The organism is Leisingera sp. (assembly GCF_034669605.1).
Classification (GTDB): Bacteria; Pseudomonadota; Alphaproteobacteria; order Rhodobacterales; family Rhodobacteraceae; genus Leisingera.
The window spans coordinates 1-12,573 of record NZ_JAXMOX010000141.1; the positions used below are offsets into that span (position 1 = coordinate 1).

At 59.7% G+C, this 12,573-nt stretch carries 12 protein-coding genes and 3 pseudogenes; 5 read left to right on the forward strand and 10 right to left on the reverse strand.

Going from position 1 to position 12,573, the window contains the following annotated elements:
• A partial coding sequence (locus VOI29_RS16485; RefSeq protein WP_323780993.1) for a hypothetical protein occupies positions 1-213 on the forward strand: 213 nt, incomplete at its 5' end.
• Positions 214-433: 220 nt separating this feature from the next.
• A pseudogene (locus VOI29_RS16490) lies at positions 434-1,716 on the forward strand (transposase).
• A 199-nt stretch (positions 1,717-1,915) separates the two neighbouring features.
• On the opposite strand, the pseudogene VOI29_RS16495 reads toward VOI29_RS16490, so the two are convergent.
• Together VOI29_RS16495 and VOI29_RS16500 are read right to left on the reverse strand one after the other, a co-directional pair.
• A pseudogene (locus VOI29_RS16495) lies at positions 1,916-2,773 on the reverse strand (transposase); the annotation flags it as partial.
• Between the two features lie 212 nt (positions 2,774-2,985).
• Positions 2,986-3,654 carry a GntR family transcriptional regulator gene (locus VOI29_RS16500; protein WP_323780998.1) on the reverse strand — a complete coding sequence of 223 codons (669 nt, stop codon included), beginning with the start codon at positions 3,652-3,654 and terminating at the stop codon, positions 2,986-2,988.
• 156 nt (positions 3,655-3,810) lie between these two features.
• Between VOI29_RS16500 and VOI29_RS16505 the strand changes: the two genes are divergently transcribed.
• The gene (locus VOI29_RS16505) at positions 3,811-5,247 is read left to right on the forward strand and encodes a YfcC family protein (protein WP_323781001.1); all 1,437 of its coding nucleotides are present in this window, start codon (positions 3,811-3,813) and stop codon (positions 5,245-5,247) included.
• Positions 5,248-5,434: 187 nt separating this feature from the next.
• On the opposite strand, the gene VOI29_RS16510 is transcribed toward VOI29_RS16505, so the two are convergent.
• The 6 genes and pseudogenes from VOI29_RS16510 to VOI29_RS16535 form a co-directional block, all read right to left on the reverse strand.
• Positions 5,435-5,698, reverse strand: coding sequence for a hypothetical protein (locus VOI29_RS16510; protein ID WP_323781004.1), 264 nt, complete (start codon positions 5,696-5,698; stop codon positions 5,435-5,437).
• Between the two features lie 6 nt (positions 5,699-5,704).
• The gene (locus VOI29_RS16515) at positions 5,705-7,168 is read right to left on the reverse strand and encodes an amidase (RefSeq protein ID WP_323781006.1); all 1,464 of its coding nucleotides are present in this window, start codon (positions 7,166-7,168) and stop codon (positions 5,705-5,707) included.
• 247 nt (positions 7,169-7,415) lie between these two features.
• A pseudogene (locus VOI29_RS16520) lies at positions 7,416-7,817 on the reverse strand (transposase); the annotation flags it as partial.
• On the reverse strand, positions 7,795-8,190 hold the full coding sequence (locus VOI29_RS24680; RefSeq protein ID WP_416361549.1) for a VOC family protein: 396 nt from the start codon (positions 8,188-8,190) through the stop codon (positions 7,795-7,797). The pseudogene VOI29_RS16520 and the gene VOI29_RS24680, both read right to left, overlap by 23 nt.
• The gene (locus tag VOI29_RS16530) at positions 8,084-8,758 is read right to left on the reverse strand and encodes a glutathione S-transferase family protein (protein WP_323781013.1); all 675 of its coding nucleotides are present in this window, start codon (positions 8,756-8,758) and stop codon (positions 8,084-8,086) included. The genes VOI29_RS24680 and VOI29_RS16530 overlap by 107 nt, the downstream gene beginning before the upstream one ends.
• On the reverse strand, positions 8,755-9,480 hold the full coding sequence (locus tag VOI29_RS16535) for a DUF1428 domain-containing protein (protein ID WP_323781016.1): 726 nt from the start codon (positions 9,478-9,480) through the stop codon (positions 8,755-8,757). Before VOI29_RS16535 ends, VOI29_RS16530 begins: the two co-directional genes overlap by 4 nt.
• Before the next feature lie 89 nt (positions 9,481-9,569).
• On the opposite strand from VOI29_RS16535, the gene VOI29_RS16540 reads away from it, so the two are divergent.
• Both VOI29_RS16540 and VOI29_RS16545 read left to right on the forward strand, forming a co-directional pair.
• The gene (locus tag VOI29_RS16540; RefSeq protein WP_323781019.1) at positions 9,570-10,226 is read left to right on the forward strand and encodes a winged helix-turn-helix transcriptional regulator; all 657 of its coding nucleotides are present in this window, start codon (positions 9,570-9,572) and stop codon (positions 10,224-10,226) included.
• A 194-nt stretch (positions 10,227-10,420) separates the two neighbouring features.
• Positions 10,421-11,047, forward strand: a complete 627-nt coding sequence (locus tag VOI29_RS16545) for a YdeI/OmpD-associated family protein (protein ID WP_323781022.1) — start codon at positions 10,421-10,423, stop codon at positions 11,045-11,047.
• A 200-nt stretch (positions 11,048-11,247) separates the two neighbouring features.
• Here the strand turns inward: VOI29_RS16545 and VOI29_RS16550 are convergent, their stop codons facing one another.
• Positions 11,248-11,739, reverse strand: coding sequence for an SRPBCC domain-containing protein (locus VOI29_RS16550; protein ID WP_323781025.1), 492 nt, complete (start codon positions 11,737-11,739; stop codon positions 11,248-11,250).
• Complete coding sequence (locus VOI29_RS16555; protein ID WP_323781028.1) at positions 11,732-12,076, reverse strand: metalloregulator ArsR/SmtB family transcription factor; 345 nt, start codon at positions 12,074-12,076, stop codon at positions 11,732-11,734. Before VOI29_RS16555 ends, VOI29_RS16550 begins: the two co-directional genes overlap by 8 nt.
• Positions 12,077-12,573: the final 497 nt, after the last annotated feature.

Sequence of the window (12,573 nt, forward strand, 5' to 3'; positions counted from 1 at the left end):
GACGGGCATCATTTCGATGTTGAGATCTACCGGACCAGCATCGATCCCGGCTGGATCCTGTCCGTGGAGAACCAGTTCGGCACGTTGACGGTTTCCGATAACCCGCCCTTCTTCGGTGATGGTCTCGCCTGGCGCGCCTTCGAAGAGATCCTGCGCGAAGAAGGCATCAAAGCATTCTACAATAAGAAAGAGCAGCGAAAGCTCGGTCTATGACCTGAGCCTCGCAAGGCTTTTCAGCCCTTCGATATATGAGGTCTCCGGGCTGCAAAGCCTTGCTCCCGTCACGCCTCTTGGTGACATTCCCGCTTTGCGCAGCCGGTGACATTTCTGAATGGTTGCAACATTTGATGTACGCGCAAAGCTAAACTGTCACCCTTTAGCAATTCAGGAATGCCACTCTTTCCTGCCATGAGAACAGGCAGCGGGAGCAGACATGGGATGGGTAACGATGAGCGAGCGCGAACTGAACCGCGTGGAGGTTTTGGCGCAGATCGATGATGGTCGGCTGACGGTAGACAACGCGGCGAACCTGTTGGATCTGACGCGGCGCCAGGTATTCAGGCTGCTGAAGCGATACCGTCAGGACGGTGCCGTTGCGATCCGGCACAAGGCGCGCGGCAAGCCTCCGAACAATCGGATTCACAGGGCCAAGCGCGAGTATGCACTGAGCCTGATCAAAGAGAACTACCCGGATTTTGGGCCGACACTGGCCGCTGAGATGCTGGCCGCGCATCACGGGTTCAAAGTCTCACGCGAGACGTTGCGCAAATGGATGGCCGAGGACGGTCTTTGGCTTTCGCGCAAGCAGCGGCGCCAGTTCCACCAACCGCGCCTGCGCCGGGAATGCTTTGGCGAGCTGATCCAGATCGACGGCTCGGATCACCGTTGGTTTGAGGATCGCGCGCCGCCCTGCACTCTTCTTGTGTTCATTCCCGAAGCCGAGAGGTTTCACAGAAGCTCCCGGACGGATTGGTTCCTGGCGTTTCTCGAGAAGTACCCGTCCCCTCACATGATCTCGGCCATGAGCCGGCAGGCTTTCATCGCCGATGCTTGGCAAGTTGTTGGCCGCAAGGTAGCCAAAGAACGCCTGCTTTCCGACATTTACGCGACTGCTGCGGGTTCAGTCGGGCTTCCTGTCGGCCCGGATTCCGACGCCGTGCGTATGTTCCGCCTCGTTCTCGCCGAAGGCCGCAGCCTGATCCGGCAGCGCGATGAGATTGAGGTCAGATCCGTCGAGCTCCTGTCCGGTCTGCCTGACTATCAGCTGCTGACGACCATTCCCGGCATCGGCCCGATCAATGCCATGACCATCCTGGCTGAAGCGGGTGATCTGCGCCGCTTCCGGCATCAGCGCCAGTTCCTTAAGTTCTGCGGCATGGATCTCGCCGCCGTGCAATCCGGGATGTTCCGCGGACAAAGCAAGATCTCCAAGTATGACAATGCCCGGCTCCGGCGCACGCTCTGGATGGCGGGTCAGACGGCCGCGCTGAAGCGGACCAACAGCTTCCGCGACAAGTTCGAGCGTTACATCTCAAAGGAGCGGCACAATGCTCACCTGCGCCGCAAGGCCTATACCGCGATTGCTGCCAAGATGGCGCGCACCGTTCACGCCGTGGTCAAACACGGTGAACCCTATCGCCCCTTCTTCGAGGGGTGAGCCCAGGCGGAAGGACCTCTCTCTGTAACGGCCGTGGAGGCAGTTCGCTGACCTCGTAGATAATGTTCGGGCTTTCTGCTTGGGATTTGGGATCTCGTATTAAGGACGGTGAGGGCCGCCAGAGCGCGTACCCTGTGTTTGCTATGGAAGAGATCATTTCTTGACGGCAGAGCCCGTCTGGGCAAACCTGTCAGGGCGTCCGGGACTCCGGATGCCCCATGACCTGCTGACCTAAGCAGCCGGAATTTCCCGACATAGGCCGTTATCGACTCTGATCGTCTTGGGGTAGCCGATCTGCCCGCAGACCCGTTGGAGCGTCTGCACAACATCTTCGCCCTGATAGGTGAAGCGCGGATCGGCCGCAGGGCAGAGCCGGGAATGCGTGTCGACAACGGTCAGGATATGCAACCTCCTACCCAGGGCGAGCTGGTCGTGGACGAAGTCCCTTCCGGCAGATTGCGCTTGCGCAATCGCCTTTCGGGCAAGGCATCGCCCAGACATCGTTCGACCCGGCGGCTTCCTGACGGTCTTCCCGCAGCTTGGCCTTCACCCGGTGCTTGGGGTGCTTGTTCCTGAGCTGCAGGCCCAACTCGTTGTAAATCCTGCGTGTCTTCTTCATGTTGATCACCCAGCCCTCCCGTCTCAGAAGCACGTGGACGCGCCTGTAGCCATAGCGCACACGCGTCTCTGCGATTTCCTTGATCCGCCGTTCAACGGCAGCCTGATCCGTCCGCCGGGACTTGTAGTGGTAGGTGGATGTGTCGAAGCAGATGGCCCCACAAGCCTTCCGGATCGACACCCCCCAATCGACGCACATCCCGGTGACAATCTCGCGCAAACGGCCAGGATTCAGAGCTTTCGCCGAATGACGTCCTGAAGCATCTCCCGGTCCAGCGTCAGGTCGGCCACGATCTTCTTCAGCCGCGTGTTCTCGTCTTCGAGTCCCTTCAACCGGCGCATCTCGTCCGGTAGCAAACCGCCATACTTTTTCTTCCAGTTGAAATAAGTCGCCTGGATGATCCCGGCCTTCCGGCAGATCTCCGCCACCGGTGTGCGTTGCCCGCCCTGCTTCAGGATGAACGCTTTCTGCGCCTCCGTGAACTTCGATGCCTTCATGCGTTTCCGCTCCTCTTCCCAGCCAGGAGAGATTAGCCGAAAACTCCAGCTTCAAACGATCCAGATTTCAGGGGCCAGAGCAGCAGCTACTTTTATTGAAGCATCCTCCGGGAACCCGGTGGCTGCTTATCTGGGCTTTTCGTTTCCTGACCTCTCGGGAAAGGACGCCACATTTTCCACGCGAACCCGCATCTTTGCGGCGTAGGAAACTCTCAACGCGCATCTACTCCCCACCAGCGCATTGTCTGACGGCAATGGTGGTCAATTGCCTTCCCCACTTGTTCCGCGTCGTGCGCGCGCAGGGCCGCGATGATGGCGAGGTGCTCCTCCATGGCGCTGACAATGCGGTCAACCAGAAAGGCGCGGGCGGTCTGAATTACAGAAAGACGGTTCCGGTTGGCGTCATAGACGCTGCGCAGGAAGGGATTGTCCAGCCCGCTCGCCAGCAGGTCATGCAAGCTGAGGTCGGTCTTGAGCGCCTGGGCAGGCAGATCTGCGCCGCTGCCGGATTGTGCCAGCTGCAGCATCGCTTCATGCGCTCCCCGAAGACTGTTGAGCGGCAACGGCACACCGGCCCGGATCAGACGGCAGGCCCCCTCTTTGTCCAGCAAGGCCCGCATGTCCAGGCAGGCGCGCGTCAGTTCCGGGCTCGCGTCCATCACCACGATGCCGCGCTTGGGCAGGATGCTGACAAGGGATTGTGTCTCTGCCCGCTTGACGGCCTCGCGGGTGGCGGCAATCGGAAAGCCGATCAATTCGCCAAGTTTAGGCATGGAAATGAACTCATTGGCCCTAAGCGTGCCTTGCCGCAAGGCCGCAAGCAGCGCCTCAAAAGCCTGGCCCGCCTGCAGCTCTTGTCCTGATCCGGTCGCGTCTTTCATCCTCAACCCTTTGAATATTAAATGAATCAGGAAGTCCTTCAAGAAATCCGGATAGATGCTTTTCGGAATCCCTGATTGTCACAACTATAATATAGCACCTAACATTTTACAGAAGATGTCAACAGGCATTTGAGAGTGGCGGCAAGGGAGGAATACATGTCAGCACAGCATCAGGAAATGGAAGCGGAACTTCAGGAGGAGGGAATCCGAATGCCGCATATCTATGTGATCCTATTCGTATTCACGGCGCTGGCCGCGCTGGCGACTCATTTCGTGCCGGCCGGGCTCTACGACCGGGTGACACTGCCCAACGGACGCAGTGCCGTCGATCCCGACTCTTTCCGCTATGTCGAGGCCAGCCCGATCGGCTGGGAACAATTCATGCTGGCCGTGCCGAACGGCCTAGTGAATGCCTCGACGGTGGTGTTCTTCACCTTCATCATCGGCGGCATGTTCATGGTGATCCGCCGCACCGGCGTCATCGACGTGGTAGTGGACAAGCTGACCCGGCGCTTCGCGGCGCGCAGCGTGCTGATGATTCCCGCGCTGATGGTGATCTTTGCGGTGGTGGCGACGCTGATCGGCACTCAGGAACTGGCACTGGTCTATGTGCCGGTGATCCTGCCGCTGATGATCGCGCTGCGGTTCGACTCGATCACCGCGGTTGCCACCGCGCTGCTGGCGACCACCGCGGGCTTTACCGCTGGGGTGCTGAACCCGATCAACACCGGACTGGGCCAGACCATCGCCGAGCTGCCGCTCTACTCCGGCGCCGGCCTGCGGGCGCTGCTGTTCATGTGCCTTCTGGGGGCCGGGATTGCCTATCTGATGCGCTATGCCCTGCGGGTGCAGAAATCCCCGGAGGCAAGCCTGCTGGCCGACGACCCCAAGGAAGCGGCCAAGCGCGAAGCCTATGTGCATGACCTGGAGGCGCCGGCAATGCGCTTTACCACCCGACAGGGCTGGGCCGGAGTTGCCGCGCTCATGTTCTTTGGCCTGATGGTCTGGGGCGTGCTGACACGCGGCTGGTTCATGATGGAAATGGCGGGGCTGTTCGTGCTGATGGGCGCAACTGTCGGGCTGATTGCCGGGTTGACCCCGGACAAAATCTGCGAGGCCTTCAACGAAGGCTTCCGCGACGTGCTGATGGGAGCGATCATCGTCGGCCTGGCCCGTGCGGTCGCGGTGATGCTGGAGCAGGGTCAGGTGATGGACACGCTGGTGCATGGCCTGGGCAGCCTGGTCGGCGACTTGCCCGGCTCGGTGTCAGCGGTCGGCATGTTCGTCTCGCAGCTCGGCTTCAACTTCGTGGTGCCGTCGGGCAGCGGCCAGGCACTCGTCACCATGCCAATCATGGCGCCGGTTTCGGACCTGATCGGCGTTACCCGCCAGAACGCGGTACTGGCCTATCAGCTCGGCGATGGTCTCTCGAACATCTTCTACCCGACTTCAGGCTACTTCATGGCAACGCTGGCGCTGGCCGGAGTGTCCTGGGACCGCTGGGTCCGGTTTTTCCTGCCGCTGTTCGGTCTTTGGATCGGGATCGCAACTGTATTCCTTATTTACGCGCAAGCAGTGAACTGGACCGGCTGAGGCGAAGACGAGGAACTAAGCGGGACATACGGCGGCCGCTTGTCGGCCGCCGTGTTGTGTTTTCCAGTGTTGCGCAAGGTGCTGAGCAGCATGCCGATCACAGCCCAAAGCGGCCCTAGCCGAAGGTTGCAGCCCCAAGGATGCTGCAAGTGCGAAGCCTTCTGCCCATCTCTGTGAAAACGAACATTCAACAACCCTGGCTTACAACCTTGAATGCTGCGGTCGGCAGCAGGTGCAGCGAAGCGCAGGAAGCGCCCTTTGCAACCTCGGCCGTTTGACGCAACCAGCCGAAGTTTTGTGCTGCGGCGCAGCCCACCGTTTCAGCCGTTCGCTGCGGCTGCGAAGCTTTAAAACTGGTGAACTCACGCAGTGCGGAACAAGGCTGCCTTTCAGATTTAACAGACTTCGCGACAGATATCGGTTTTGTGCCCTGATCAATCGCGGTAGCCATTTCGGGTCAGACAGATGGCGTTGACCTAAGATCTTGCGCAAAGAGCTTCTCCACAATGGCGCAAAGGCTAAGGACGCCTTTGTCGTCCAGGTGGCGTCCCATGATCTGCAGTCCGATCGGTCGGCCATCCTGGGTAAAACCAATGGGCACCGAGGCGGCAGGCAACCCGGTGAAATTGGCGAGCGCGGAGAACGGAACCCATGACGACGGTGGCAGCATCTGCCCTGCAATCTTGTCAGGGCCGTAGGTATCAATCGGAAAGGCGGCGCTTGCGGTTGCGGGGGTCAGCAGAAAATCGAAATCACGCATGAAGTCCGCAGTGAGATTTGCGATGCGCTTGCGTTCCATGATGGCAGCTGTGAACTGGTCGCCGGTCCAGGTTCGTTCAAGGATGCTTCCGATCCAGCCATCCAACTCGATACCCTGTTCCGCAGTCATGGCTTTCAGGCCGACTCGGTCCGTCTCAAGCGCAACAAGCGTGTCGAGTAATCCTTCGGTGTTGCCAACCGCCGGGTAAGCACACTCGACCTGGCTGATTGCCGTTCTCAGACGCTCGACAGCCTGTTCAAAAACAGAGCGAACTTCCGGATCCACGATCGCAAACCCGAGGTCGCCCGTAAATGCGATGCGGATGTTTGCCATTGCGTCCAAACTACTCAGAACCCAGTCACCGCTCTCAGACGGAACAGAATGACGGTCGTAGGCTGAGGGGCCGGATATTACGGAAAGCGCAAGTGCTGCATCGGTTGCATTTCGGGTCAAGGGGCCGATGTGTTCAAGGCTCTCCCAACCGGACTGTCCGGGGTAGTGTGGATCGCGACAGCTTGGATATAGAGGCACCCGTCCCCATGATGGCTTCATACCGAAAACGCCGCAAAGTGATGCCGGAATGCGTATCGAGCCGCCGCCATCGCTGCCCAGGGCCAATGGAACCATGCCGGTGGAAACGGCTACTGCCGAACCGGCGCTCGACCCACCCGGCGTCAGAGCCACATTCCAGGGATTGCGGGTTGTGGGGAAAACGTGATTGTGGCCAACGCCGCCATAGCCGAATTCAGACGTGTTTGTCTTACCGATGATTGTCGCACCAGCTTTTCTCAGGCGTTCGACAACTATATCATCTTGCCCAGGCACAAAATCCGCATAGAGGCGTGATCCAAAAGTTGTTCGCATCCCTCGGGTGCAAATCAGGTCTTTCACGGCAACCGGAACGCCCGCCAGTGGTCCCACGGGCAAACCGGCGGAAAGGCGACGGTCGGTTTCATCGGCCTGCTCCAAGGCCGTATCGTCCAATGTGCAAAAGGCATGCAGGCCGTGGTCAAGCTCCTCGATCCGAGACAGCGATGCTTCCGCAATCTCGCGAGCGGTCCACTGACGCTGGGTGATTGCGTGGGTCAACTCAAGCAGGTTCAGACTTAATGGCGTGTTCTTTGACAACCGATCAAGTTCCCTATTCTGGGGCAGCGCCATGCGTTTCTCCATCTTCTTTCGGCCAGACTATGCGAGAAGTGGATGAACTGCAGCCCCGAACGTGAATGTCCGCAATGGGCTGAGGGTGTGTGGAAACTCGCCTGGTTTCTCGACGATGAGGATGTTTCAGTCGATTTTGTGGAGGCAGCCGAATTTTGGGTCACTTTAGCGCCTTATACGCCGGAGAGGGCTGAATCCGCGCTCTTGTGGCGTTTTTTGCGGTACAATTTGAGCTGAGCGCCGCCCATCACGCCGGAATGGCAGTCAGAAGCCCACGTACCCCGATCAGGGCTATCATCCGCTTGATGTTATAGGCGAGGACATGGAAGGCGATCTCGGTGCGGACGTTCTTGAGCGTTCGCATCTGGAAGTGCGTCGCTCCCATCCAGCTCTTGATTGTGCCGAACGGGTGCTCGACGGTTGAGCGGCGGAGGCCCATCAAGGCCGGGTCGCGGCTCAAACGGCCACGCATCCCGTCGACCAGATGCTCGTGTTCCCATCGGGTGATACGACGTTCCCTGCCGGTCGTGCAGCGCGCCTTGACAGGGCAGGCCTGACAGACGTTGGTCCAGTATCGCCGTACCACCAGGCCGCCTTCTTCGGTCGTGCAGCAGTATGTCAGCGTCTCACCTGCCGGGCATCGGTAGATAAGCATTTCGCCTGCCTTGCCGGAAGAATAGTCGCTGGGCGCGAGATAGCACGGCCGTTACTGAACTGTCGGGGAAAGTTTCCGCATAGAAGCGGGCTGCAGCCTCAGCTTCTTTGTCATACCAGAGGCAAACCGTGTTCTTTGCAATGGCCATTCCTTGTTCTCCTTCAAGGCTGTCTTCGGGCTTTTGCAGCTCGGATTGGTGAAATTCCTGGATCCGGCTGGACCGCAGAGCTTGGCAACGCCCGGTTCGGTCCAGCTGGGCGTCAAGCCAGGCCAGCGGCGGCGCGCGCGGCATCCGCCGCCTGCCAATGGGCCATATGGTCTGCCATTGCCTTGCTGAAGGCGGGCCGGGCGGTGGCCCGCTCCGCATAAGCCGTGAGCGCCGGGTAACCTTCCAAGGCGCCTTCGGCCTCCGGCACGCGCAGCACTTCGACCATCGCGATATCGGCAATACTGAATGCACCGGCTCGCCACTCCCGTCCTGCAACCGCCTGTTCCAGCGCCGCCAGCTTCGTATCCAGCTCCCGCCTGGCATGGGCGGTGATCTCCGCAGACGGCGCCGGTCCGAAAAACTCCGGGCTCCGCTCCGCAAGCACCATTGTCACCCAGCGGATGACGGCAACTTCGATGGTGTTCAGCGCGGCGAAGAGCCATTGCGTCACTTCCGCACGCCGCGGACCGGGCAGCAACAGGGTGCCTTCCCCCAGATACATCAGGATTGCGCCGCTTTCGAAAAGGGTCAGCTTCCCGTCGCGGATTACAGGCACCTGCGCAAAGGGCTGCATTTCCAGGTGCGCCGCGCTCTTGGGGTGAACGGGGACGGTCTCAACCTGATAGGGGAGGCCGAGTTCCTCCAGCATCCACCGCACGCGCATGTCGCGCACGAAACTGCGGGGGAACTCGGGCAGCCAATCATAGGTGATGAGCGTGAGCGTCATGCTTTCGCTCCGGAGTCGAAGAGCGGCTCGAAACCGGCCCACATCATCCGCATGCCGTCAAAGGGCATCGCGGACATATCCATATTGCCCATTTCCGCCTCCATCGCCTTGGCGGCGGCATCGCAGGTGGCGCGGTCAGGCCAGGCGGACCAGCTGAACACCGGCACTTCATCCTCTTTGGCCTTGGTGGCGCGGTAGAAATCTGTCTTTTTACCGTGCAGCACGTCCTCGCCCCAATTCTCGATCAGCCCGAGCGCGCCGCCCTTGCTGAACATCTGCCAGCCCTCCTCCGCCATCTCCTCATAGGCCGCCTTGTTCTTTTCCGGCACCGCAAGCAGGAAGCCCTGATAGTACCTCGCGCCGGTGTGGTCGCCCCGCTCAAAAACCGGTGAAAAACCGCCAAAGATCATGCGGCTGCCGTCGAAGGGCATTTCCGGCAGCTCCTTCATCGCGGGATCGCCTTCCATCTTTTGCCACGCCGCATCCGCCGTTGCCCTGTCGGGCCAAGCGATCCACGAAAACACGATGGCTTCGCCCTCCCGCGCGTTCACGGCGCCGTAGAAGTCGGTGACCTTTCCTCTTGGAACATCAACGCCCCAAGTTTCGACCATGCGGGTTGCGCCATAGGATGCAAACAGGGGCCAGGCAGCCTCCGCATGCTCCGCATATTTCGTCTTGTTCGCAGCCGGGACCGCTGCGACTGAGCCGGTATAGTAGGTCATCTCAAATATCCTTGTGCTGCGGAGCGAATCCTGCTCCTGCGTCAATCGTGCCAATTGAAGTAGTAAAAAACAACTGTTAGTATTTTAAAATGACTAAAGATGGCAAATCCCCGCGTATCCGCTATGACGAAGGCTGCTTGGCAGCGCATGCACTGAACCTGGTCGGCGACCGCTGGGCGCTGCTTGTCGTGCGCGAGCTGATGTTCACCCCTAAGCGGTTCCAGATGATCCGCAAAGGGCTGCCGGGCATCACTGCCAGTGTGCTGACCGGGCGGCTGGAACAGCTGACGGCGGCGTGTGTGGTGGACCATGAGGAGCGGCTGGGCATCTACGCGCTGACAGATGCCGGCCGCGGCCTGCTGCCGGTACTGGAGGCGCTGTGCCGCTGGGCCATGACAGTGCCGGGCCATGACCCCTCCCGCTTCATCAGCCCATCAGCGCTGATGATTTCAATGGGAGTGAACTTGATGCAGGACAGTGCCGGGGGCCGCGAGGCACTGGCTGGGTTCGATTTCGGCACCGAGGCATTTGAGATGAGACTGTCCAGGGGCCAACTGCAAACCACCGCAGTCACCTCCCCGGAGGCGCCCTTTGTGCTGTCAGGCACCGGCAATACGCTGGCAGCCGCGGTCTACAGCAACAGCCCTTTGGCGGATCTTGTGTCCGTGGGTACAGTCCGCACTACAGGCGACATCAAAGCAGCCGAAGATTTTCTCTCCCTATTCAGCCTCAGCCGCCAAACGTGAACCTTACGGTAGAGTATACTCGCGTTTTCCGGCGGACCGGATGCAATGCAAACGATATGGGGCAGCAAAAAGTGGTATTCTAAGGCATTTGGCGGTTATCTGGCGCAAAAGTGCTTTGCGCGCCCGGTGATGCCGCGGCGTCAATACGTCCACGCAGGCAATGGTAGGAACAGAAACAGGAGGGACTGCAAGCAATGGCAATGATTACTGAGCCCGATGATTTCTTCACCAAGGGTTGCGGCCGGTGCGGCAGGTTTGCCACACCTGATTGCTCAGCCAGGCAATGGACCGAAGGCCTTGATCAGCTGCGCCGTATCTGCCTCGGCATGGGGCTGCAGGAGACAGTGAAATGGGCCCATCCCAACTACATGTTCGCAGGCCGCAATATCGCGCTTATCACCGCCTTCCGGGACGATTTCCGGCTGACGTTCATGAATGCGGGCCTGCTGGAGGACACCGAGTGCGTTCTTGAGCGGCAAGGGCCGAACAGCCGGACACCGGGAGTAATCCGTTTCACAAGCGCCGGAAAGGTTGCCGGGATGAAGCCTGTGATCCGGGCCTATCTGCAACAATTGATGGGCCATGCCGACGCCGGCACCAAGCCGCCAAAAATCCACGCCGAGATCCCTATGCCGGACGAACTGGGCGATGCATTGGACGCGGACCCGGATCTGTCCGAGGCATTTTACGCCCTGACCCCCGGCCGGCAGAGAAGCTACATGTTCAACCTCAGCCAGGCCAAGAAACCTGCAACCCGCATCGCCCGGATCGAAAAGTTCCGGGACAAGATCTTCGCTGGTAAGGGCGCAATAGAACGCTAGGCCATTCACCTCTCGGTTAATGCGGCAATCAGGTTGAAGCTAACGTTCAACCCAATAGATCTAAGGGGCGATCTGGAAAACCTGTTCATCCTGCCCAGCATTCCCAAACCGACAGCGCCGAAATCTACGATGAACGTCAAGGGTCGGGCAACGCATATGAGTCAACGACCGCTTTTGCGAGGACCTGCGTTTGGTCGGGGTCAGGAACTTTCGACCAGCGCAGCCAACTTCGAGAGTGTCTGCCCGCCAAGCTCCACTGCACCAAAACCGACAACGATCTTGCGACGCTCCGGTGTCGGATGAATCTGTCGGATCGTGACGACAGTTTTGCCATCGTCCTGCACATCGAAGATCACGAGCAAGCGGAATCGATCTGGGTCGTCAGCATCCTTTCCGTGGATTGCCTCGATCACCCGGGGGGCTTCAACCCGCACAAAATCCATTCTATTCGAGAAGCATGCGACATCGGGCGCGTGCATGTCGAACCGCCAGACGCCGCCTGTCCGAATGTCGATTTCGTGGGTCTTGCACTCGAAGCCGTCAGGCCCAAACCACTTCACGATCTGGTCATGATCCGTCCAAGCCTGAAAGACGGTTGGGCGATCTGCGTTGACGACACGGGACACGACGATTTCCCGGTCCAGCGGCGATGCCGACCAGTCAGCGACGGTGCTTTTGATTTGTTCATTCATTGGGCTTGTCTTTCCGTTGCGGTTTCAGGTGTGCCTCAAGACGGTCAAGGCGCTCTTCAGCTTGGTGGCGGTACGCAGCAAGCCAACCCTCAGCCATGCGTAGTGCATCCAAGTTCAGAGAACAGATACGCGTCCGTCCCTGCCGTTCGGATGAGATAAGCCCGGCATCTTCCAGAACACCCAAGTGCTGCGTGAAAGATGGCAAGGCCATATCGAAGGGTTGTGCGAGCTGGGAGACTGCTGCTGGGCCGCTGCAGAGGGCCTGCACGACAGCACGTCGCGTTGGATCAGCGAGCGCACTGAAAGTCGTTTCGATGAGAGAATCATTGTAAGGCACGAGCCTAACTTAGGCACATGCCTTACTGATGACAATACCTAATCATAAGCTGCCCCGCGATCAGAAGCCGTCATTCGAACAGAGCGCAGCATGGGTAGGAATGGTGAAGGTTTTCTGATGCGGGCCGCGGTGTGAAGGTGCGGCTTGGCGCGGCATCGGTCCGGGTTGGAAAACCTCCCAAGGTGGAAGCCGCGGGGCTCTTGGGGCTGTCTATGGGGAAAGAGCGCTGACGGTGCAATGCGCGGCTGGTGCCAGCGAATATGCCGGTTGAATAATGATGCCGGGGCGGATGCCTGCGTTGCGGACGGTGGGCCAAATCGGGCATAGGCAGCGACGTTGCTGCGTGGTCCCCGGCTCCGGGTAGAGAGCCGGCAAACAGGGTTCCCGCCGGGCTTGTCGGGATGCCCGGTGTTCACAATTCCGGAAGGACGGGTGTTTCGTCATGCGGCTTGGTCCCGCGGTGGCGCGCGGGACCGGGGTTTTTGCCCGCGCCGGAA

Coding starts and splice junctions, on each gene's coding strand:
- VOI29_RS16540 (WP_323781019.1), top strand. CDS start 9,570: ATGACTAAAGATGGCAAATCCCCGCGTATCCGCTATGACGAAGGCTGC.
- VOI29_RS16545 (WP_323781022.1), top strand. CDS start 10,421: ATGGCAATGATTACTGAGCCCGATGATTTCTTCACCAAGGGTTGCGGC.
- VOI29_RS16500 (WP_323780998.1), bottom strand. CDS start 3,654: ATGAAAGACGCGACCGGATCAGGACAAGAGCTGCAGGCGGGCCAGGCT.
- VOI29_RS16505 (WP_323781001.1), top strand. CDS start 3,811: ATGTCAGCACAGCATCAGGAAATGGAAGCGGAACTTCAGGAGGAGGGA.
- VOI29_RS16535 (WP_323781016.1), bottom strand. CDS start 9,480: ATGACCTACTATACCGGCTCAGTCGCAGCGGTCCCGGCTGCGAACAAG.
- VOI29_RS16530 (WP_323781013.1), bottom strand. CDS start 8,758: ATGACGCTCACGCTCATCACCTATGATTGGCTGCCCGAGTTCCCCCGC.
- VOI29_RS16550 (WP_323781025.1), bottom strand. CDS start 11,739: ATGAATGAACAAATCAAAAGCACCGTCGCTGACTGGTCGGCATCGCCG.
- VOI29_RS24680 (WP_416361549.1), bottom strand. CDS start 8,190: ATGCGGAGCGGGCCACCGCCCGGCCCGCCTTCAGCAAGGCAATGGCAG.
- VOI29_RS16510 (WP_323781004.1), bottom strand. CDS start 5,698: ATGGCTACCGCGATTGATCAGGGCACAAAACCGATATCTGTCGCGAAG.
- VOI29_RS16515 (WP_323781006.1), bottom strand. CDS start 7,168: ATGGCGCTGCCCCAGAATAGGGAACTTGATCGGTTGTCAAAGAACACG.